Genomic DNA, 21,013 nt, shown 5'->3' on the forward strand with positions numbered 1-21,013 from the left:
TACAGTTGGATGGTTAAATTAAGATAAGTCTTTGATAGTTTGTTGGAATTTACTTTTCACCAAGTCGTTGAGGTCTTCGCGGCGAAGCATCTGTTTGAAAGCTTTAATAGAGCGTTTTTCTTGGAGTTTTACCATTACATCGGCCAATGCCACTTGCACCAGCGGGGATTCTTGCTTTGTCAAAGACAGCACCAGCCCTTGCCGAACGTCGGGGTCGTGGGCTAGTTCGGCCAATGCCTCCAACGTCACGAGGCGCACGTTTACGTTCGGGTCGTTGTTGAGCGTAGTAAAGAGTGCTTGCACCACTTTATCGTCCACATCGGTGATTTCGCGGGTATAACTTACGGCTTTGAGGCGCTCACTGGCCGACGGGTTTTCAATCAGCGAAAGCATCATCATTTGGCGCATTTCTTGGACTTCTTTGGTGAGCGTATCCATTTTTTCTTGGTACGCTACTTCTTTGGGGCGCATCAGGAAATACCCGCCTAGCACGCCCACACTCATCAGGCACACACTGTAAGCCACCCGTAGCGCCAAACGGGGCGTCCAGAATTGTTGTATTTTATCAAAAATCGCTTTCCACTGGCTACGGCTCGACGGAGCTTCGTTTTGTTTATAGGTTTCGAGCATGGCATAAAACCCTTCGCGCATTTGCTCGGTGTTGGCTTTGGGTGCGGGAACTTGCCCCATGAGCTGCCACAGTTGGCGGTCGGCGTCAAAAGCTACTTTGCACTCGGCGCACTCTTTCAAATGATGATATATGGCTGTTTGTTCGGACTCGGTTAATTCGTTGGTCAGCCAGCCCGTTAGCCGTTCTTTTGCTTGTTCACAGTTCATGAGCTTTGCTTCCTTTTTCTGAGGTCAAAAAATTCTTTTTCAATTCTCCCAGCGCTCGGTGTACCCGTACTTTTACGGCGCCTTCGGTAATGTTCAAAATACGCGCAATTTCTTCGTATTTTAATTCTTGGTATCGACTCAAGACCAGCACTTCGCGGTGATCAGGACTGAGCCGTGCCATGGCATTTTGCAAGGCATCCAATTCTTGTTCTTTTTCCAATTGCTCATCGGCAGCAACTCCCCCTCCGAGGCGATCCGATAAGTCGGCAATATCGTAGGCGCGTCCTCCCCAGCGTTCTTGCTGTCGAAACGAATCGTTCAAAATATTCCGCGCCAAATGATACATCCATGTTCTAAATTCTCCGTCGCCATTGAACGTATGTCGGTACTTGAGCATTCGGTAAAATACATTTTGTACCAAATCTTCGCACGCATGGGCTTGCCCAGTCATGTGGTACAAAAAAGCGAATAACGGCCGATGGTAGCGCTCAAAGAGCAATCCCATCTTGTCCAAGTCTCCCGCTTTTACTTTAAGCATGAGTGCGTTATCCGATAGTGTATTCAAGCGATGATGGCTGTTTGTAGGTGATTTGTACGTGGAAACTCCCGAAGTGGGGGAAGGTTACAGAGAAAATTTTATTTTTTTTCTACTTCTTCTCTTACGGTCACTCTTTTTGTTCTAATAATACCCTCAATGCCCGTTTGCCATCCTCATTGTTTGGAGACAAAGCTATTGACTTTTGATACATAGCAATGGCTGCTTCTTTCTTACCACTTTGAGCCAATGCCTGCGCGTAACTGTCGTAAGTATTACCGCTTTTTGGATAAAGTAACGTATTAATTTTAAATACTTCCAACGACAATTCATTATGATTAGGAAAAGGCGCTTTGAGCAAGTCATAGCCTAAGCGATTCATTTCTAGTTCATCTACGTAATAATTGGTGCTGTCATTTTTTAATTCGTTGAACTTAGTGGCGGCTTCATCAATACCTTTGTTTACCAATATTTCTCCATAAACTTTTGCTAATGATTTGGTGAGCCGAATGGGTAAGGCAGGCGTACCATTCAACAAATTAGAAATCGAAACCATGACTTGTATTGGATTATTTTCGGTGTTGTCGTAGAAGAGAATCGTTTGGTTCTTAGTGAGATTGCGGTGCATAAATGTGGTTAGACCAATAATGCGCCCATCATGAAAAATAGAGGTGTCGGCGGGCTCGGTCTTACTTGTATAAACATTCCACCCTAAACCGTAAGAGCGCGTACTGCCGCCCATGCGAAATGGCTTTCCGTCGTTTAGTACAACAGGCATAAAGGCTGTTTTCATCAGTGCTAAAGAGAGGAGCTTGCCAGCAGAAAAGGCATTGTCAAAGTGCCACAAATCTTCTATCGTACTTATGATGTTATTGGATCCCATCAAACTACCCAAATGATAATAAGTATAATGCTCGGCAGGGTTTAGGGAATCGACATTATGGTAGGTGGGGCTATAAAAATTGAGTAATGTATAGCGTGATGTATTGGCCATGCTAAGTTCACGGACGTAGGTTTTTTTCATACCTGCAGGCGTGAAAATATTCTTCTTCATGTAGTAAGCAAAAGAGGTTTGGCTTACTTTTTCCACCAACAATGCCAATAAAAAATAATTAGCATTGTTGTATTGCCATCGATTCCCCGCCGTAAAGTTCAACGGCTTATTTAAGGAAACTAGGTGTTCATAGGCTTTTTGAGTGCTAATAATCTCCTTTGGGTGCGCTTTTATGTAATCCTCCTCATAGCGTTCTACGACAGGAATACCTGATGTTTGGGTCAGTAAATGTTGAATTGTAATTGCCGTGTAGGGAAAATCGGGGAAATAACTAGCAAAAGTATCTGTTAGCTTTAGCTGCCCTTTTTGTACTAACTGTAGCACTGCAATCGCCGTAAAAGGTTTGGATAAAGAAGCCAAGTTGAAATGAGTGGTGTCTGTATTGGGAATGCCCCGCCCAAAATCAGCATATCCTGAGGATTTTTTATAAATAACTTTTCCCTCCTCGGTTACCAAAAGAGTTCCATTGAATAAATGATGATTGGCTAAAGAGGTTACAAAAGAATCAATTCGAGCTACCTTTTGATTGATAGGTGTCGTTTGCTGCGAAAACCCAGCGTGGTAGCTCATGATAAATAATAGAAAGAAGGCGCTATCAAAAAGGCTGTTTTTTTTCATAATAAAGTAAATGAGAAAAAGGTTGTGGAGAGTTTGTACGTGGAAACTTCGCATCTCAAAAAAAGTTACCGCTATTTTGTAATGTTTTTTCAACTCGCTCGTCTATGCTTTTGAAATGGAACTCAAAGCTTTTACCCAACTCATCCTCCCAACGCAAGGCCGCCTTTTTAGATTGGCCAAGTTGTTTCTTCGCAACCGCGAAGAAGCCGAGGATACGTTACAGGAGGTGTTGATGAAGCTTTGGACCCATCGGCAGCAGTTAGAATCGTACCAAAACGTAGAAGCGTTTGCCGTACAAATGACCCGTAACCTCTGCCTCGACAAGCTCAAATCAAAAGAATGGCAAAGTCGTGCAGGGGAAGCCAATTGGGAAGAGGTAGAAGAGCAAAAAGTATCGCCCTACCAGCAAGTGGAGCTATCAGACAGCGCGGCGCTGATGCGCAAACTGATAGACGAACTGCCCGAAACGGCTAAGCTGATTCTTCATTTGCGCGACGTGGAAGAGTACTCGTTTGAAGAAATAGAGCAAGTCACGGGGATGAACGTCAACCACCTTCGCGTGGTCTTGTCGCGAGCACGGAAAGAGGTACGGGATAAGTTTTTAAAAATTCAGGCGTATGAATCTGGACATTGAACAATTAATAGAAAAGTATTACGAAGGCGAAACTACCCTCGAAGAAGAGCAACAGTTACGCGCTTTCCTTCTGAGCGAAAATGTGCCTGCTCACCTAGAAAATGAGGCCAAGCAGTTTCGGTATTTTGCCCAAACGCGCAAAGAACAGCCCTCGGCGGGGGTAAGTTACCGCACAGTTACTGAACTTAGCAAACGAAGCAAAGTGCGCTCGTTGAGTTCTTGGGGCTTGCGAATCGCCGCCAGTCTCACTTTGTTGGTGGTAGGTTTTGGGTCGGGGATTTGGTACACACAGCACGAAGCGGGGCTTTCGGAAGAAAATAGCCAAATGGCTGAAATGAAAAAAACCTTGCAAGCTCCTGAGCAAACATCGGCGAGTGAACGCATTTTGGCCGTCAACCAGAGTTATGAACTTGCGCAAGGTGATGAAGAAATCACACAGATTTTGCTTAATACCATGAATTTCGACGAAAACGTCAACGTACGACTCGCGGCTTGTCAAGCGCTGCAACGCTTTGAAAATGAGCCGATGGTGCGCGATGGACTGATTCAATCATTAAAAATTCAAACCGACCCCAGTGTTCAGTTGGCATTGATTGAAGCTTTAGTGCTCATGAAAGAAAAGCGAGCCGCTTCCGAAATGCTACGTTTGGCCAAAAACCAAGAAGTACTGGAAATTGTACGTCGCAAAGCCGAAGAAGGGGTTTTCCACCTAAAACAAGAAAAACAAACGAATAATACCTAACAATTAACGGTGCGTAAGCACTCAAAAACCATGAAATCAACCGTGTTAGTATGCGCCCTGTGGATGGGGTGCAGCGTGGGACTTTTTGCCCAAGAATTTAAAGCGAAGTTGGCCAACAGCAAAGACCGTAAAATCAGCATCGAAATGGATGCCAGTACCCTCAAAATCGAAGGCTATGACGGTGATGAGGTCATTATCAAGGGAAATGGATTTCAGGCTCCGCCCGAACAAGCCAAAGGGTTGCGGTCTTTGTACAACTCGGCCGTCGATAATACAGGCATTGGACTGGCTGTGACCAACCAAGCAAATGGCCTAAAAATCGAAAAAGCATCGCGTAAATCGACGTCGTATATCCTCAAGGTTCCCAAAAAAGTGGCGATTTTGTACGAGCAAGTCAATTGGAACGCAGGGAACATTTCTATCAGCAACGTAGAAGGGGATTTGGAAGTAAAAACCAACAACGGTAAAATTGAACTTCTCAACGTCACGGGGCCTGTCGTGGCCAATAGCACCAACGGCGACATCAAAGTAGTCTATTCGAGTCTCAACCAAGAAAAACCCAGCGCCATTTCTTCCATTAGTAGTGCCATTGACGTGAGCCTGCCCACCAATGCCAAATCGACCCTCAGCATGAAGTCTATCAGTGGTGAAATCTACACCGACTTAGACCTTGACTTGAAAAATGCCAAAGAAGGCATGTCACGCGTGGGAGGTGGTCATAGCATCAACGCAACCACCAACGGCGGCGGCGTAGCGATTAAACTTAGCAGCATCAGCAATAATATTTATTTACGTAAACAGTAACCCTTCTTTACTACCCATATAGCCATGAAAACTTTTTCACTGATACTCTTTGTAAGTACGTTGACCCTAACGGCTTGGTCACAAAAAATTATTACCAAACAATTTCCATACTCCGCCGCTCAAACCGTCAACCTCAACCTCAAGTTTGCTGACAGTATTCGGGTGCGGTATTGGGATAAAGCCGAAGTATCGGTTCGGATTTCGGTTCTTATCAACGGCGGGCGGCTTAACGATGGCTTGACCGTAGAAAACACCACAAATGCCCAAGAGATTAGCCTAAAAACGAATTTTGACAACGAAATTCTAAAAAAAGGCAAAGCCGAAGACTGTCCCGACTCAAAACATAGCTGGCGCACCCAGCGCGACGGCCAAGATATGTACGTTTGTAGCACCATTCATTATCAGGTATTTTTGCCGCGCAACGCCAAATTAAAACTCGAAACCATCAACGGCAACGTGGACATTCAAGGGGCAGCGGCGCCCGTTTTTGCCAAGAGCATCAGCGGCTACATTGATTATAGTTTGCCCAAATCAAAAGGGGCGAACTTGGCCATGAAAACCATTACGGGCGAAGTTTATACCGACTTAGACATTGATTTCAAAAACAAGCGCCCCAAAAACCCGATTGTGGGTTATTTGCTAGAAGGTTCGGTCAATGGCGGCGGTCCCGACATTCGCTTGGAATCAATTAGTAATAACGTGTATGTTCGGAAAAAAGACTAATCCCGACTAACCTCCACACCAACCCTGATGGCAGCAGCGCTGCACGCAGCAGTCCCCTCTCCAGCAAGGAGAGGGGGTGAAACCGCAAGGAAAGTTCTGCGATATAGCGAGAAAAACCTCCTTTCCGTCGAATATGTTTGGGATTCCACGCGCATCTCCCCAACTTCGTAGCTTTACTTCTACGCGCATGGAACTAACCAAACCAACTAGCACACTCACGGTGGTTTTGCACATAACCGTGTGGTCGCTGCTTGGCTTTATCGTTTTATTCTATCCTCCCCTTACATGGGATTTTAAGGTGCCATTAGGATTCTGGCTCAAACAATTGGCCAATTTCATTATGATGGTGGCTGTTTTTTATTTTTCTGCCTACTACCTGGTTCCCAACTATTTAGTAAAAGGCAAAAAGCTTCTTTTTTCCCTTTCAGCCGCTTTTTTGGTTGTCCTCTATTTGGTCATTGCACGCATCATTGAGGTACCCATTCTGAACGTACCTGAGCAATTGGCTGCTGTTAGAGGGTGGAAACACACAAAAAGTGTTTACAGCATTGATGTCCATTTGTTCATGGTCGTAACAATGGTGACCGCCATCAGCATTGGGTTTGCGATGATTCAGCGGTGGCAGGCTGCCGTTCAATTACACGAACTCGTTGAAAAACAACACATAACCTCCGAATTGGCGCTATTAAAAGCCCAAATCAACCCCCACTTTTTCTTCAATACCCTCAACAACATTTATGCCCTTACTTACTCTGACGTGCCGTTGTCGCGCGAGGCCATTCTGAAACTGTCTCGGATGATGCGGTATGTCCTCTACGATACCGTCCTCGACCGAGTGTTGTTGAGTCAAGAAATATCTTTTATGAATGATTACATCGAACTGATGAAGTTACGGCTTCATTCGTTTACGAAAGTAACCATCGAAGCGCCCAAGCCCGACCAAGATTATTCGGTAGCGCCCATGCTTTTGTTGCCTTTTATTGAAAATGCGTTCAAACACGGCACGAGCTCGCTGCACAAAACCGAAATTTTGATTGTGATTAAGGCCCAAAATGCTGTTTTGGATTTACACGTTTGGAACCAAATTCATGCCAATACCGATGCGATTCCCAATACAGGAGGGGGGATTGGATTGGTAAACACCCAACGCCGCCTTAATTTAGTGTATCCCGAGCGACATGAACTGATCATTCACGAAGACACCAGCCTTAGGACTTTCACCGTTGATTTGAAAATACAGCTATAATACTTACGCGTTCCAGCCATGAAGTTAAATTGCATCACCGCCGACGACGAGCCGCTTGCCCTTGGGCTTATCAGTGCATTTGTTCAGCAAACGCCGTTTTTAAACCTTGTTGGTCAATACGCCAACGGCGTCGAAGCCCTCCAAGCCATCCACAACCAACCTGTTCATCTTATTTTTTTAGACATTCAAATGCCCAACCTCAACGGCATGGAATTGGCACGTATCATTAGTCAAACTTCTTCTTTGGGGCAAACCAAAATCATCTTCACAACGGCTTACAACCAATTTGCCGTAGAAGGTTACAAAGTCGATGCGCTCGATTATTTGATGAAACCGTTTGGGTACGAAGAGTTTTTAAGGGCGGCCACCAAAGCCAAAAACTACGTTGAACAATGGTCGGAAAACAACAGCCACGGCTGCATGTTTGTGAAATCGGACTACAAAATGGTACGAATTGATTTTGACGCAATTCTTTACCTTGAGTCCATCAAAGACTACGTTAAAATTCACCTCGCTCCTCCTCAGCCCCCCGTCGTTACCCTGACTCGCTTGAAACTTATTGAAGACAAGCTTCCTCCTTCTAAATTTTTGCGTATTCACCGTTCCTTCGTTGTTGCCATTCCCAAAATCGACTCATTAAGCCGCAATACCGTTCAGATTGGGAATATATCCCTTCCAGTTGGAGATTTATACAAAGATACCTTTCAGGAACTGATGGGTTTGTAAAAAGACGGGGTTTAAAAGAGAAATTTGCGTTTCTGTCCATAAATACTGCCCTTCTAACTGGTTTTTGTTGCCAGCATCCGCCTTGAGGTGTACCTTTGGATGTTTATAAATAAATAGAATGGTAGTGCATACACCGCTTTTGTGATACATTGGCGGTGTTTTAGTGCTATTTTTGCTTCTAAAGGCTTACCTTTGCCTTTATTCCCCAACTTCATTAACACTTTTTCTATGCAAAAATCCCTAGGCAAATCCATTCTCATTGGCCTATTTAGCACTTGTTTTGCCACCAACATTATGGCCCAAAACCCGTTTTTTGACACCTACAAAACACCTTTTGGCGTGCCTCCTTTCCACCTCATCAAAAATGAGCATTTTGAGCCTGCGTTTGTGGAAGGAATCAAACAACAAACGACCGAAATCGCCGCTATTACCAACCAGAAAGCAGCTCCTACATTTGCCAATACCATTTTGGCGCTGGAAAACAGCGGCGATTTGCTTGACCGAGTGGGTGCAGTATTTTACAACTACAACAGCGCCAATACCAGCGACGCCCTCCAAAAAATCGCCCAAACACTTTCGCCCCAACTCTCGAAGCACCGCGACGATATTCAGCTCAATGCCGAGTTATTCAAACGGGTTAAAGCCGTTTATGACCAACGTAATCAGCTCAAACTAACGACCGAACAACTCACTTTACTCGAAAAGACCTACAAAGGATTTGTAAGAAGCGGAGCAGCCCTTCCTGCCGACAAACAAGCACGTTTGCGTAAAATCAACGAAGAATCGTCGTTGTTGACGCTCAAGTTTGGCCAAAACATTTTGACTGAAACCAACGGTTATAAACTGGTTATTGATAAAAAAGAAGACTTGAGTGGCTTACCATCTTCGCTCGTAGCTGCTGCTGCCGAAGATGCAAAAAAACGCAAACTCGAAGGAAAATGGGTATTTACGCTGCAAAACCCGAGCATCATGCCGTTTTTGCAGTACGCCGATAACCGCGCCCTCCGCGAACAAATCTTCAAGGCGTATTTGGAACGCTGTAACCACAACGACGCCTCCGACAACAAGGCGATTATGTCTAAAATCGTGGCACTACGGGCCGAAAAAGCAGCGCTTTTGGGTTATGAAAACCATGCGGCTTACGTGCTAGAGGAAAGTATGTCGAAAACCCCTGCCAAAGTGAGTGATTTTCTAAACCAACTCTGGACCGCTACTGTCCCTGTCACTCAGCAAGAAGCCTCAGAATTGCAGACATTGATGGACAAAGAAGGCAAAAACGAGAAATTGGAAAGCTGGGACTGGCGCTACTACGCTGAAAAGCTTCGCAAGCAAAAATACGACCTTGACGAAGAAGAGCTTCGCCCGTATTTTCCGTTGGAAGGTGTGCGCCAAGGAATTTTTACGTTGTGCAAAAAACTATATGGTCTAACGTTTGAACGCCGCACTGACATTCCCGTTTACCACGAAGAAGCGGAAGCGTTTGAAGTAAAAGAAGCCAATGGCCAACATGTAGGCGTGATTTATATGGATTTTCACCCACGGGCCAGCAAACGCGGCGGCGCTTGGATGACGAGCTACCGCAAGCAAGAAACTGAAAACAGCAAACGCTCGGCTCCCGTCGTTTCTATCGTTTGTAACTTCTCTCGTCCTGCGGGCGATGCACCTGCCCTCTTGAGCTTGGACGAAACGCGTACGTTTTTTCACGAATTTGGGCACGCGCTCCACGGGCTACTTTCCAACGTGACGTACGGTAGTTTGTCAGGCACTTCGGTTCCTCGCGATTTTGTGGAACTACCGTCTCAAATCATGGAAAACTGGGCGACCGAGCCTGAAATGTTGAAGCTGTACGCCAAACATTACAAAACAGGTGCCGTCATTCCTGATGTGCTTATCGACAAAATGGAAAAAAGTAGCTTGTTCAACCAAGGGTTTGCCACGAGCGAATACTTGGCGGCATCGTTGTTGGACATGAGCTATCATACCCTCAAAGCTGACCAAGCCCCCACCGACGTATTGGCGTTTGAAAAAGCGGCCATGGATAAAATTGGCTTGATTTCGCAAATTCCTCCTCGTTACCGTACCACTTACTTCCAGCACATTTTTGCGGGCGGATATTCTGCGGGTTATTACAGCTACATTTGGTCGGCGGTGTTGGATGCCGATGCCTTTGAAGTGTTTAAACAAAAAGGACTATTTGACCAAAAATCAGCCCAATCGTTCCGCAAAAACGTCCTAGAACGCGGTGGAACAGACGAACCGATGAAACTTTACCGCAATTTCCGTGGCGCCGAACCTGACATTAAACCGCTCCTTCGCCGCCGTGGATTGCTGAGAGAAGCGAATTAAATCGAATGACTTAAATAACCTCATCCCCACCCTTCTCCTTTCTGGAGAAGGGCTTTTTTTTACCACATCTTTAAAAATGATGCTCGTAGTACGTATTTTCCACACGGCCATCTTCGTGTAATTTCAGAATGGCGTAGCCTGGTGGTGTTTCTTGATAATAGCCTGGTTGCGCTGATTTTGCATCGCCTTTGTCCCACCAAAAACCGCTCATAGCGCCGTTGCAATAATAATGAACGTTGTTGTAAACCGCCGCATCCAGTAAATGCTGATGCCCGCTCAAACACACCCGAACTTTGTCTTTGTGTTCATAAAACAACTCTTTGAGTAGTTTGTGGTCTTTGTGCTGTCCCCCTTCCCACGATGCCGTGACGGTCAAGATGGGATAATGCGACATGAGCAACACAAAATGTCCTTTAGGAACGGCTTGGAGTTCTTTGCGAAGCCACATTAGCTGCTCTTGGTCCAGCGAAATGCCTGGGTTATTGCCGTCCAACACCATAAAATGCCAATTCTTTTTGTTGAAACTATAATAGCGGTGCGGCATCTTCGCTCTTTTCACCACATAACCAATGCCATACATTTCATCTTCTTTGGAAGGAGCTGCCCACCAAGGGTCATGATTCCCGATGCAGGTGTAAAGTTCGTAGCCATCAAAGCTCGACTTACATTCGTCCCAAGCAGCCCATTGTTCCAATACGCGCTCACGGGTAATGTCTTTATAATCAGCAGCATGAATAGTGTCTCCTGTATTGAGAAAGAAGTCTATTTTTTTGGTTTTCACTTCCTCCAAACACTTTCTAAACCGCGCTGGAATCCCATTTTCGGGGCGAATGTGGACGTCGGTAATGTGGCCAATCGTCAAAACGGGTTTAGGCGCAGACGCCTTAGGCGAATTAACCGACGAATTGACCCCCGCTGCGGCGGTCATAGCTAAGGGAAAGTTCTTAACAAAATTTCTTCTTTTCATGGAAACGGTTTGTTTGGAGCTCAAATATAGTTAATATATACTAAACAATAGTTTACCAATTAACAAATTCGCGCCGTTTATCCACTTTCCGGCCTGTTCATTTGCCTAAAAAAACTTTTCATCAGCCCATAACGGCATTTTATCCTTTCGATTTTAGGCTTTATCCTTTTTTGTTTCCCGAATGCCTTTTTGTGTTTCAACTTTGTAACGTTAAAACCAAACGGCCATGAAACAAATATCTCTACTTCTCGCCATTACACTTTGTATTTTTGCATTTTCGGGTTCAGTACACGCCCAATTTCCAATGGGTGGAGCTGCTCCCGCCAAAGCACTCCCTGGCACAGCAGGTGACCAAACACCCAAAGGCAGCGCCAAAATCACAGGCTTCGTTGTTGATTCTTCGGTAACCAAAGCGGTTGAATTTGCAAGCATTGCGCTCTACAACAAAACGACTGGTAAGGCTGTTGATGGCACCATCGCCGACGAAAAAGGGAAGTTTGTTCTCAACAAATTGGCCGATGGAAATTACCAAATCCTGATTTCTTTCCTTGGTTTTAAAAACAAAACCATTGACAATATCACCTTAGCCAAAGGACAAGACCTTGACTTGGGCGTTATCAAACTTTCGCCTAGCGTGCAGACACTCAGCGAGGTAGTTGTAACGGGCCAAGCAGCCATTATCGAAGAAAAAGTGGATCGTTTGGTCTATAACGCCGATAAAGACATCGCAGCCAAAGGCGGTGACGCCACCGACGTGTTGCGTAAAGTACCTTTGTTAACGGTCGATTTGGACGGGAACGTATCACTTCGCGGAAGCTCTAATATCCGCGTCTTGATTAACAACAAACCAAGCACCATCATCGCCAGCAGCATTTCGGACGCGTTGAAGCAAATTCCTGCCGACCAAATTAAGACCGTAGAAGTAATCACCAGCCCATCGGCCAAATACGATGCGGAAGGTTCGGGCGGGATTATCAACATCATCACGAAGAAAAACAGTTTACAAGGATTGAACCTCAACGTGGATGCAGGAGTAGGTAACCGTGGTTCTTCGCTGTCTCTCAATGGCAATTACCGCAAGGGGAAAGCTGGACTTACGTTGGGAGGTTTTGGCCGTGCCAACTACAACACCATCACCAAAACGAGCATGGATCAAACGAGTATTTCAAACGGAGTTTCGACGCTCATTCGTCAAAAAGGGGATGGCTACAGCGAGTTTTTGTTTGGCCAATACAACTTAGGATTTGACTACGATTTAGCCAAAAACCAAAGCCTAACGGCGGGGGTTCGCTACGGTGCTCGTAACATGAAAAGCCAACAAGATTTGATTACTGAACTTTACAACAACGGGGTAGCAGGCACTGGTTCTCGCCGCGACGTGGACGTTAAAAACTTGTCGGGAACGGTCGATGTCAACTTGGATTACCTTCATACGTACAAAAAACCACAGCAAGAATGGAGCGTATCGACGCTGTATAGCCGCAATGATTTGACTAACAACTTCGACGCCAATATTTTGGGTGGCGAAGGAAACTTACTAAGCCGTCAGCGCAACTTGAACTCTAACTTGAACCAAGAGTTTACCCTCCAAACGGATTACCAAACGCCCATCAAGAAAAATCAAATGATTGAGTTTGGGGGAAAAGGCATCTTCCGTCAAGTAAACAGCGACTACCGCTTTTTGGCCGCTGGTTCCACTGGTGATTTCACTACCCAAGCAGGTCAGCCTGCGGGTGAGTTGCTTTACCACCAAAACATTGCCGCAGGATATAGCTCTTACACTTATACCACCAAAAAGCGCTACACTTTCAAAGGAGGTTTGCGTTATGAGCATACGTTTATCGACGCCTCTACTCGTGAGGGCGGGCCGATTGGAGTCGCCGACTATGGCATATTGGTGCCTAGTTTGAACGCCTCAAAAACCATCAAAGGAACTACCCTGAAATTAGGTTACAACCGTCGTATCCAACGCCCAGGTTTGCAACAATTGAACCCTAACTTCAACTCTGCCAACCCTCAAAACATCAGCGTTGGTAACCCAGAACTACGCCCCGAGTTGACCGACAACATCGAATTAGGTTTGAGCAAAACCATCAAGAAAGTGTTCATCAATGCCTCGTTTTTTGGACGTTATACCGACAACGCCATCACCCAAGTACGTCGCCCCTCTGATACCCTGTCGGGTGCTATCATCACCACTTTCGAGAACATCGGTCGTCAACAAGCGTACGGAACGAATATTTTTGCCAACATTGCATTTACCTCGAAGTTTAACGTAGGATTGTTCTCCAACATTTTTTACACCAAAATGACAGGACAAGCCCTTGGTTTGAACGGTGTAACCCAAGACTTTACCAACGACGGTGTTAACGTAAGCGGTGGTCTGTTTTCACAAGCGCAGTTTAAGAACGGTTGGGGAGTGCAAGCCTTCGGATTTATGCAAGGCCGCCAAGTGCAGCTTCAAGGGTTTCAGGGAGGATTTGCTTTCTACACCTTCGGGGTGAAGAAAGATTTCAAGAACAAAAAGGGAAGCCTTGGATTAGCGGGTGAAAACTTCTTCAGCAACCGCTTCAACATTCACTCGGAGCTTAAATCACCTGTGTTTAACCAAGTTAGCAACGTGTATCTTTACAACCGTGGGGTGCGTTTGACTTTTACTTACAAACTTGGTAAAATGACCACCGACGCACCGAAAAAGAAAGCCCGCTCGGTCAACAACGACGACGTTAAATCAGACGGTGCAGGCCAAACAGGCGGTGCTCCTGGAGGAACCCAACAGCGCAACCGATAGTCACTTTTTAACAAAATTTTCGTCTATACAAAAACAACCATAACTAAAATGAAAACTAACAAATTCCTTGCCGCAGCCTTCGTTGCCTTTGTATCAGTAGGTGCTTATGCCCAAACCGTAGATGAAATTGTCGATAAACACGTGGCTGCCTTGGGTGGCAAAGACAAATTGAACAGCGTAAAAAGTCTCATTATTGAACGTTCGCTTGCCGTACAAGGCATGGAAATTCCTAACAAAACGATTTTGATGGTTGGCAAAGCTGCCCGTTCGGAATCATCGGTCATGGGAAACACCATGGTGCAGGTATTTGATGCTACCTCAGGCTGGATGATTCGCCCAACAATGATGGGCGGAACAGGTGAGCCCGAAGATATGCCTGCTGAAATGGTAAAACAACAAGGTGGTCAGTTAGATCCGTTTGGTGGATTGGTCAACTACAAAGAAAAAGGCAACAAAGTAGAGTTGATTGGCTCAGAAAAGGTGGACAAAAAAGACGCCTATCACCTTAAACTTACTACCAAAGACGGACAAATAGTAGATGAATACATCGATGCAAACTCGTTCATGATTGTCAAAGTAAAAGTATCAGCAGGTGGTCAAGACAGCGAAATTTCTTTCTCTGATTACAAAGCAGTAGAAGGTATTCCGTTTGCTAATACCATGGAAATGACAAGCCAAATGGGTGCCCTTTCGTTTGCTACGACCAAAGTAACCATCAATCCTCCCGTTGACGAGTCTATTTTTAAGAAGCCTGTGAAATAACTAGCACGCACTACAGTTGGCTGTTAATTGTTATCAGTTAACCGCTTTATATAACACAAAAGCCACCTTGAACGGGGTGGCTTTTGTGTTTATTTATGAGTTCAACGTTTTTCAAAACCGACTAGCCTCTGCGGTAAGGACGGTTGTCAAAACGTTGTGAGTGATGGTACGCCGTCCAGCGGTCGCGTTGGGCTGGCGTCAACACCGACCAAATGTCTTGTTGTTTCTCACGCTGCAAACGTTGGTATTCAAACTGGCTCAACCGACGGTTTCTGAACAAACGGTCGTATCGGTCTTCGATGCGCTTGATTTCGTTTTCTTGCTTCCGCGTCAACTTCACTACGTTGTCGAGTCGGTTGATATTTAGCTCTTCCAACGCGTTATCTACGCGAGGATTTGCTGCTTGAGGAGCCGCTGGCGATGGACGATAATCGCGTTGGGCGTTTACATTGGCGATGCCCAAAATGGCGAAAGCGGCGATGGTTACGATGGTCTTTTTCATGGTTGTTGCTGTTTTAAATTGTGTGTTTAAGTAATTGCTTTACGATTCTTAGAACAATTACCACCACCACAGTTTAACGCTTCAACTCCATCAATCGGCTGACTGGTTGTTTTAGTCGATAGTTTCAAAAAACTTATCTATCAACGCCCTGCTGCTTCTCGCTTTTGCTGGCCGATACCTTAAAAACCAAAGACAGTGGCCAAAATAATGCTACGTTGAACGCCCGAGCCCAGTTAGGCTTATTTTCACGACTTTCTCTCGCAACGTACCAAAGCAATACTATTCCTGAAATAATTAAGGCAGCTGTCATTTTAGTTGTGGATTTTGTTTAATCAAATGTAGTTCTTTAGTATCAACCCCTTGTCCAGAATATTACTATCGGCAAATATTTGATTATGAGTGGATTGGCTTTAACCTCGTTGAGGCTAACGATTTTTTCGCTTCAGTTGCAAATAATCCAAGAAGTAAATCACTTTTACCGAAATATTGTTGTTTTGGTCGGCTTGAAGGGTGTTTTGGAGGTTATCAAAATACCGTTCGTCCACGAGGCTAGAGCTATGGAAAGTAGCATTTTTCCAAACAGCATTGAAGAAACTACCTGGCGCAAACTGCCACGTATAGACCATGTCCACGTTGAAGAAATTGACGTTTCGGTTGAGTGGGTCACTCAATTTGGCGCGCGGCTCCAACGAACCGTCTTTCTGCAAGGTAAAAAACTCCTTATTGTTGACGACACTCGAATAATGCCGCGCTCTGAAGGTCAACCACATTTTGTTGGTAAAGCTGTATTTGAGGTTCACGACGTTGTTGATGGTGTTGACTTTACGCAGCGCCATCACGATGCTGTTATCGTCCAAAATCGTGGTAAAACCAATACTGCGCGGCCGAGGTTCTAACCCAAGCAGGTGACTTACCGATAATTTACTGTTGAATCGGTAAGTTTGGTTGATGTATAAATCCAAGCCGTTTAGCTGGTAGAAATTGACGAAAGCGCGCTCAAATGCCTCCACCGAATAAGAGTATTTTTTGGCAGGGTTGCTTTCTATCCAGCCGCCGACCGTCACGCTATTGCCACGGGCATACATGTAGCCCGTTTTGCGTGGTTCGTAGAAATCGTTCTCTTTCGGGCGGAAATTAAGCATCAATCCAAACCAAATCAGTTTTTTGGTCTGGGCATTAAAATTAAACTGCACCCGCGATTGCTGGTACTTCGATTTGATGTCACCAATAGGCGAATACAACGAACTTATGTTGGCATTGAGATTCAAAAAGATTCGGTTATACCACCCTTTGGGTTCGGTGTAGCGGTAACCTACGTACATGCGGTGATTGATGAAGTTGTTGTTGGTAAAGTACCCTAAATCATTGCTTGTAAACTTGGTATCTGTCAATTCTTGGGCTGCGTTGAACGTAAAACGACCACTTGTTTTGGCAAACGAAATGGTGTGACTATAGCCTGTGCTGTTGTCGGCCGTGTTTTTAAAATTTAAACGACTAACGGCCGCGCTTCCCGCCAAGTTGTAGGTATTGGTTTTGTCAAAAAAGCTAAACAAACCCGCGCTTACATTGGCGTTGTAGTTGTTGTTTCCTCGAATAACGCTCGTGTTGACAAAACTCACGCTGGAGTTGTGTTTGAAGGTTTGGTCTAACACCGCAATGTTGTAATTGGTGGTTGGGTCGGTTTCAAAGCGTCGGGTTTGGCCCGTTTCAGTGTTTTCAATCACGGCGTATTGGGGGCGAGTAATGGCGTTCAGAACCCCGATTCCCAGCCCATTTTTGGTACGTCCCGAAATTTTGGTAGCATTGAGAAGCTTCGACTCCGTGGGGTTTTTCGTCACTCTTTCTCCAACTTCTAAATCATCATAAGCACGTCCCAAATGAATCGGTGTTCCGCCAATTCGGCGCGAATAAAACAAGTTCCCTTTGTTGAACAACTCCGTCCCTTCGGTAAAAAAGGTACGGTTTTCGTTGAATTTTACCTCAAACGGACTCAAGTTCAACACTTGATTGTCGCTTTGTACTTGCCCAAAATCAGGAATAAGCGTGGCATCAAGCGTAAATGCTTGGCTCAGTCCTACTTTTACGTCCATCCCGCCAGACATTTGGTGCGTCCAATCCTTTTGGGCAGGTTGGGTGGTTGGAAAATGGTTGGCATAGACCGAGAAATAAGGCGAAAATTGCAAACGCAACGGCGGTTTAATATCCTTAATTCCCGTCCATAGCCCTTCTTGGGTCAAAAAGCCGTTGACATTGGGGTCAATGGCATTCCAAGTATATTGTTGTTCGGTTTTTCGACGGCGGCGGGTGATGTTTAGCCCCCAATCTTGTACGTTGGATTTGCTAAAACGAATGGCCGAGTATGGTAAAAACACCTCAAACGACCAGCCTTTGTCGTGCATCACCACGGCGCTTTGCCATACGGCATTCCAGCTAAAATCTTCTCCACCGTTATCGCTGTTGGTGTTAGACGTCATTTTGGCGTCCCATTGCTCGCCCAGCGGCGTTACAAAATACTCAAAGCCATTAAGTTTGTCGTTGTAAGTATCGAAGATAATACCGATGTAATCGTTCATCCCAAATCCGTCCCGACCTTTGAGTTCTTTTGAAATACTGTCGAGGCTACGTTCGTAACAGGTTCCACCAAAATAAATCCCTTCGTCGTTGTACATCAAGAAGGTTTCGGTGTGGTTGCCTTGCTCTTCTTTGCGTCCAATCACGGGGCGAAATTCGGTGTAATCGTCCGCTTTGGCGGCTTCCTTCCACGCAGGGTCGTTTAGTTTTCCATCAATCAATACGGGCAGGGTAGTGCGTTGGGCGGGAAGTTTTTTGGAAATTACTTGCCCCATAAGGAGAGAGGTTTGCACCAACGCAAACCCCCAAAAAAGAATAAATGTCTTTTTCATCGACTGTTTAGGTAATGAGAATGGCTGTAAAAATTAACTACACAAAACTACTTCAAACTCTTTTGGCGGGGCTGTTAAAGAAACTTAAAAAATGGCTGTTGGAATAAAGATGTATTTCAAAGAGCATTCGTTGCATAAAGCTTCATTTATTTTGAACTACAGAAATTTGACGTGAATACTCTTTATTCAAAAAAAAGTTACCGAAGATTTTTCTTTCTTCGGTAACAAGTGGATATAGCAACAGGTGTATTCTTTATTCTGACTTCAAGCTTTTGACAGGATTGGTCAGAGCGGCTCGAACCGATTGATAACTTACCGATACAAACGTAATGAGGAGCGCAATGATGCCCGTGGCAATAAAATACCACCATTCGATGGTCGTTCGATACACAAAATCATTGAGCCACTGCTTCATCAAATAGTACGCGACAGGAAAGGCAATAAACATCGAAACGACCACTAATTTGATAAAGTCCTTGGAAATCATCAGGGTAATGTGGCTTACGGTAGCTCCCAACACTTTACGAATACCGATTTCTTTGACGCGTTGTTCGGCCACAAATGTCACCAATCCAAACACGCCTAAGCAAGCAATAAAGATGGAAAGCATCGAAGCAATGCGGTACAATAAGCCCAATTGTTGCTCAGTCTTATAATATTTATCCAATTTATCTTCCAAGAAGCTACCATTTACAACTACTTCTGGGAAAACTTCACCATATATTTTTTCGATTTTGGCGACCGTTTCGGTAAGGTTGGCGGAGGTTATTTTCACTCCACTTCTCCAATGGTATTTTTCTAGTTTGGCAATCATCACGGGGCGAATGGCATCGCGGGCCGACCCAACCTGAAAGTCTTTGACCACCGCTACAATCGGCGCGGGATCCCACCCACCTACTCTGATCATTTTGCCAATGGCCATTTCAGGATTTTTGACGTTCAATTTTTTCAAAATAGTCTCATTCACAATGATTTTACGCAATGTATCGCTCACTAAATACGGGCTACCTGCAATGATTTTTAAGCCGTAGGTAGCGGCGTAGTCACCATCGGCAAGCTTCAAATCAGAGTTAAACGGAGCATCTTTGGGCGAATTATCGTACGAAAAGTTTACCTGCCAATTGTTTTGCGACGAAGGCTCGTCGCTCGAAAACGACACCGCTTCTACTTCCGAAAGTTGTTTGAGACGGTTGCGAAAGAGGTCATAACGGTTTCGGTACTCCACGTCCATCGCCAAGGTATATACGCCCGTTTTTTTGAAGCCTAAATCCATTTTACTGATAAACTCCATTTGCTGAAAGTTGACAATGGTGCCAAAAATCATCACCAAGGCAATTGTAAACTGAAAGACAATCAGCCCCTGACGCAAAGAAACTCGCCCTGTCCAATTGGTTTTGGCTTTCTGACGAAACGCATCCAACGGTGAAAAGGATGAAAGAATGGAAGCGGGATAAATGCCTGACAAAATATTAATCACAAAAAACAACACTCCTACAAACACCCAAAGCATGGGTTCTGAAAAAGGTTGGGCTTCGCTCGGAAAGTCAAATAACTGAGTAAGCAAAGGCAGCGCCATCGAGGCCAAAGTGAGCCCCAAACCAATCGCAATACCGACCACCACCACAGTTTCAATCATAAACTGGCTCACCAACTGACGATTGGCACTTCCAAGGGTTTTGCGAACACCCACTTCTTTGGCGCGCTTGCTGGCAATGGCCGTAGAAATGTTGATAAAATTGATGCAAGCCATTAAAATAATCAGTACTCCGACGAGTGCTACCCCGATAAGCTTGTTTTTGGAAACAACGCGGTCGCTGTAGTTGCCATAACGGTCGTCGTAGTGAACAGTAGAAAGCGCTACGGCTGAATGTTCTTTTTTATCGTTGGTATCCTCAGTGTAGTGTTTTAAACCAAAGGTTTTGAGCAACTTATTGACATTGTCAGCCGAAAAGCCTTTGGGCAGCAACACGTAAATATTGTCCATGCTACTGGTAGAACCCCAATCACTAAACGTACCAAAGCCAAAAGTGGCAGGGTTTTTTCGTTTTGTTTCGTACGAGAAAAGGATATTTACGGGAAAATCGGTATTGAGAGGTGCGTCCTTCAGGATACCTGCCACGCGCATCGTTATTACGTTGTTGACTTTGACGTATTTCCCTACAGCATCCGTGTAATTTCCAAAGTACTTACTGGCGTATTTTTTGGTCAACACCACTACGTTGGGCTCTTTCAGCACCTGAGGTGTTCCGATAAGCCACTGATAATCAAACACGTCAAAAAACTCGGGGCCTGCACAAATTCCCTGTTTTTCTTCATTATATTTCACGGAAGTATTGGTGCTTTTGGCGTCGTTGCCAAGCACCGTAATCTGCGGGTCAATCGTTCCGCACAAAGGCACTACCTTTTCAAACTGCGGGATGTCTTGCGGCAAGGCATCCACCATCGCTAACGGAGCTCCAGAGGTATGCTCTACATTGCCATCGGCGTAGGTATTCTTCCGAACAATGCGGTAAATACGGTCACTTTTTTCGTGAAATGTATCATAGCTCAACTCAAAATGAATTAAGGAAAAAAGGAGCACAACTGCCGCCACACCAATCGCCAGTCCTGCCACATTAATGACCGAATAGACACGATTTTTTGAGAGGTTTCTCCACGCGATTTTGAAGTAGTTCTTTAGCATAGGTTCAAGTCTCAGTTTTTACAGAATACTTTTTCAAAAAAACCGTCAAATAGCTTGCCAAGTACCAAACACTGAGACAACACACTGATTATCAATAGCATAAAAAAGCAAAAACTAGCCTTAAATGTCCGTTTTCGTAC

Annotated in this window: 17 protein-coding genes; 9 read left to right on the plus strand and 8 right to left on the minus strand. The window is 45.0% G+C overall.

Going from position 1 to position 21,013, the window contains the following annotated elements; translation table 11 throughout:
• Positions 1–18: 18 nt before the first annotated feature.
• The 3 genes from DTQ70_RS22815 to DTQ70_RS22825 form a co-directional block, all read right to left on the minus strand.
• Positions 19–837, minus strand: a complete 819-nt coding sequence (locus tag DTQ70_RS22815) for a zf-HC2 domain-containing protein (RefSeq protein ID WP_122932949.1) — start codon at positions 835–837, stop codon at positions 19–21.
• Positions 827–1,375, minus strand: coding sequence for an RNA polymerase sigma factor (locus tag DTQ70_RS22820; protein WP_122932950.1), 549 nt, complete (start codon positions 1,373–1,375; stop codon positions 827–829). Before DTQ70_RS22820 ends, DTQ70_RS22815 begins: the two co-directional genes overlap by 11 nt.
• A 127-nt stretch (positions 1,376–1,502) precedes the next feature.
• Positions 1,503–2,996, minus strand: a complete 1,494-nt coding sequence (locus DTQ70_RS22825) for a serine hydrolase domain-containing protein (protein WP_164490165.1) — start codon at positions 2,994–2,996, stop codon at positions 1,503–1,505.
• A 163-nt stretch (positions 2,997–3,159) separates the two neighbouring features.
• Between DTQ70_RS22825 and DTQ70_RS22830 the strand changes: the two genes are divergently transcribed.
• The 7 genes from DTQ70_RS22830 to DTQ70_RS22860 all read left to right on the plus strand — a co-directional run bounded on the left by DTQ70_RS22830 (position 3,160) and on the right by DTQ70_RS22860 (position 10,265).
• Positions 3,160–3,678 carry an RNA polymerase sigma factor gene (locus DTQ70_RS22830; protein WP_122932952.1) on the plus strand — a complete coding sequence of 173 codons (519 nt, stop codon included), beginning with the start codon at positions 3,160–3,162 and terminating at the stop codon, positions 3,676–3,678.
• Positions 3,662–4,420, plus strand: coding sequence for a HEAT repeat domain-containing protein (locus DTQ70_RS22835; protein ID WP_122932953.1), 759 nt, complete (start codon positions 3,662–3,664; stop codon positions 4,418–4,420). Before DTQ70_RS22830 ends, DTQ70_RS22835 begins: the two co-directional genes overlap by 17 nt.
• A gap of 30 nt (positions 4,421–4,450) precedes the next feature.
• Positions 4,451–5,224, plus strand: coding sequence for a hypothetical protein (locus tag DTQ70_RS22840; RefSeq protein ID WP_122932954.1), 774 nt, complete (start codon positions 4,451–4,453; stop codon positions 5,222–5,224).
• A gap of 24 nt (positions 5,225–5,248) precedes the next feature.
• Positions 5,249–5,947, plus strand: coding sequence for a hypothetical protein (locus tag DTQ70_RS22845; protein WP_122932955.1), 699 nt, complete (start codon positions 5,249–5,251; stop codon positions 5,945–5,947).
• A 133-nt stretch (positions 5,948–6,080) separates the two neighbouring features.
• Positions 6,081–7,193 carry a sensor histidine kinase gene (locus DTQ70_RS22850; RefSeq protein WP_229599994.1) on the plus strand — a complete coding sequence of 371 codons (1,113 nt, stop codon included), beginning with the start codon at positions 6,081–6,083 and terminating at the stop codon, positions 7,191–7,193.
• A gap of 18 nt (positions 7,194–7,211) precedes the next feature.
• On the plus strand, positions 7,212–7,919 hold the full coding sequence (locus DTQ70_RS22855) for a LytTR family DNA-binding domain-containing protein (RefSeq protein ID WP_122932956.1): 708 nt from the start codon (positions 7,212–7,214) through the stop codon (positions 7,917–7,919).
• Positions 7,920–8,213: 294 nt separating this feature from the next.
• On the plus strand, positions 8,214–10,265 hold the full coding sequence (locus tag DTQ70_RS22860) for a M3 family metallopeptidase (protein WP_229600160.1): 2,052 nt from the start codon (positions 8,214–8,216) through the stop codon (positions 10,263–10,265).
• 70 nt (positions 10,266–10,335) lie between these two features.
• Here the strand turns inward: DTQ70_RS22860 and DTQ70_RS22865 are convergent, their stop codons facing one another.
• Complete coding sequence (locus DTQ70_RS22865) at positions 10,336–11,232, minus strand: metallophosphoesterase (RefSeq protein ID WP_122932958.1); 897 nt, start codon at positions 11,230–11,232, stop codon at positions 10,336–10,338.
• Positions 11,233–11,458: 226 nt separating this feature from the next.
• Between DTQ70_RS22865 and DTQ70_RS22870 the strand changes: the two genes are divergently transcribed.
• The gene (locus DTQ70_RS22870; protein WP_122932959.1) at positions 11,459–14,023 is read left to right on the plus strand and encodes a TonB-dependent receptor domain-containing protein; all 2,565 of its coding nucleotides are present in this window, start codon (positions 11,459–11,461) and stop codon (positions 14,021–14,023) included.
• A 48-nt stretch (positions 14,024–14,071) separates the two neighbouring features.
• Positions 14,072–14,785 (plus strand): outer membrane lipoprotein-sorting protein, encoded by a 714-nt coding sequence (locus DTQ70_RS22875; protein ID WP_122932960.1) that lies wholly within the window; start codon positions 14,072–14,074, stop codon positions 14,783–14,785.
• Positions 14,786–14,906: 121 nt separating this feature from the next.
• Here the strand turns inward: DTQ70_RS22875 and DTQ70_RS22880 are convergent, their stop codons facing one another.
• From DTQ70_RS22880 to DTQ70_RS22890, 4 genes are all read right to left on the minus strand, one after another.
• Complete coding sequence (locus tag DTQ70_RS22880; protein WP_122932961.1) at positions 14,907–15,287, minus strand: hypothetical protein; 381 nt, start codon at positions 15,285–15,287, stop codon at positions 14,907–14,909.
• A gap of 133 nt (positions 15,288–15,420) precedes the next feature.
• Positions 15,421–15,597, minus strand: a complete 177-nt coding sequence (locus DTQ70_RS30850; RefSeq protein WP_164490166.1) for a hypothetical protein — start codon at positions 15,595–15,597, stop codon at positions 15,421–15,423.
• Between the two features lie 115 nt (positions 15,598–15,712).
• A complete protein-coding gene (locus DTQ70_RS22885; RefSeq protein ID WP_122932962.1) occupies positions 15,713–18,190 on the minus strand; it encodes a DUF5916 domain-containing protein in 2,478 nt (825 codons plus the stop codon).
• Positions 18,191–18,443: 253 nt separating this feature from the next.
• On the minus strand, positions 18,444–20,873 hold the full coding sequence (locus tag DTQ70_RS22890; protein WP_122932963.1) for an ABC transporter permease: 2,430 nt from the start codon (positions 20,871–20,873) through the stop codon (positions 18,444–18,446).
• Positions 20,874–21,013: the final 140 nt, after the last annotated feature.

The organism is Runella sp. SP2, assembly GCF_003711225.1.
In the GTDB taxonomy this organism is placed as follows: Bacteria; Bacteroidota; Bacteroidia; order Cytophagales; family Spirosomataceae; genus Runella.

Coding starts and splice junctions, on each gene's coding strand:
- DTQ70_RS22815 (WP_122932949.1), bottom strand. CDS start 837: ATGAACTGTGAACAAGCAAAAGAACGGCTAACGGGCTGGCTGACCAAC.
- DTQ70_RS22820 (WP_122932950.1), bottom strand. CDS start 1,375: ATGCTTAAAGTAAAAGCGGGAGACTTGGACAAGATGGGATTGCTCTTT.
- DTQ70_RS22825 (WP_164490165.1), bottom strand. CDS start 2,996: ATGAGCTACCACGCTGGGTTTTCGCAGCAAACGACACCTATCAATCAA.
- DTQ70_RS22830 (WP_122932952.1), top strand. CDS start 3,160: ATGGAACTCAAAGCTTTTACCCAACTCATCCTCCCAACGCAAGGCCGC.
- DTQ70_RS22835 (WP_122932953.1), top strand. CDS start 3,662: ATGAATCTGGACATTGAACAATTAATAGAAAAGTATTACGAAGGCGAA.
- DTQ70_RS22840 (WP_122932954.1), top strand. CDS start 4,451: ATGAAATCAACCGTGTTAGTATGCGCCCTGTGGATGGGGTGCAGCGTG.
- DTQ70_RS22845 (WP_122932955.1), top strand. CDS start 5,249: ATGAAAACTTTTTCACTGATACTCTTTGTAAGTACGTTGACCCTAACG.
- DTQ70_RS22850 (WP_229599994.1), top strand. CDS start 6,081: ATGTTTGGGATTCCACGCGCATCTCCCCAACTTCGTAGCTTTACTTCT.
- DTQ70_RS22855 (WP_122932956.1), top strand. CDS start 7,212: ATGAAGTTAAATTGCATCACCGCCGACGACGAGCCGCTTGCCCTTGGG.
- DTQ70_RS22860 (WP_229600160.1), top strand. CDS start 8,214: ATGGCCCAAAACCCGTTTTTTGACACCTACAAAACACCTTTTGGCGTG.
- DTQ70_RS22865 (WP_122932958.1), bottom strand. CDS start 11,232: ATGAAAAGAAGAAATTTTGTTAAGAACTTTCCCTTAGCTATGACCGCC.
- DTQ70_RS22870 (WP_122932959.1), top strand. CDS start 11,459: ATGAAACAAATATCTCTACTTCTCGCCATTACACTTTGTATTTTTGCA.
- DTQ70_RS22875 (WP_122932960.1), top strand. CDS start 14,072: ATGAAAACTAACAAATTCCTTGCCGCAGCCTTCGTTGCCTTTGTATCA.
- DTQ70_RS22880 (WP_122932961.1), bottom strand. CDS start 15,287: ATGAAAAAGACCATCGTAACCATCGCCGCTTTCGCCATTTTGGGCATC.
- DTQ70_RS30850 (WP_164490166.1), bottom strand. CDS start 15,597: ATGACAGCTGCCTTAATTATTTCAGGAATAGTATTGCTTTGGTACGTT.
- DTQ70_RS22885 (WP_122932962.1), bottom strand. CDS start 18,190: ATGAAAAAGACATTTATTCTTTTTTGGGGGTTTGCGTTGGTGCAAACC.
- DTQ70_RS22890 (WP_122932963.1), bottom strand. CDS start 20,873: ATGCTAAAGAACTACTTCAAAATCGCGTGGAGAAACCTCTCAAAAAAT.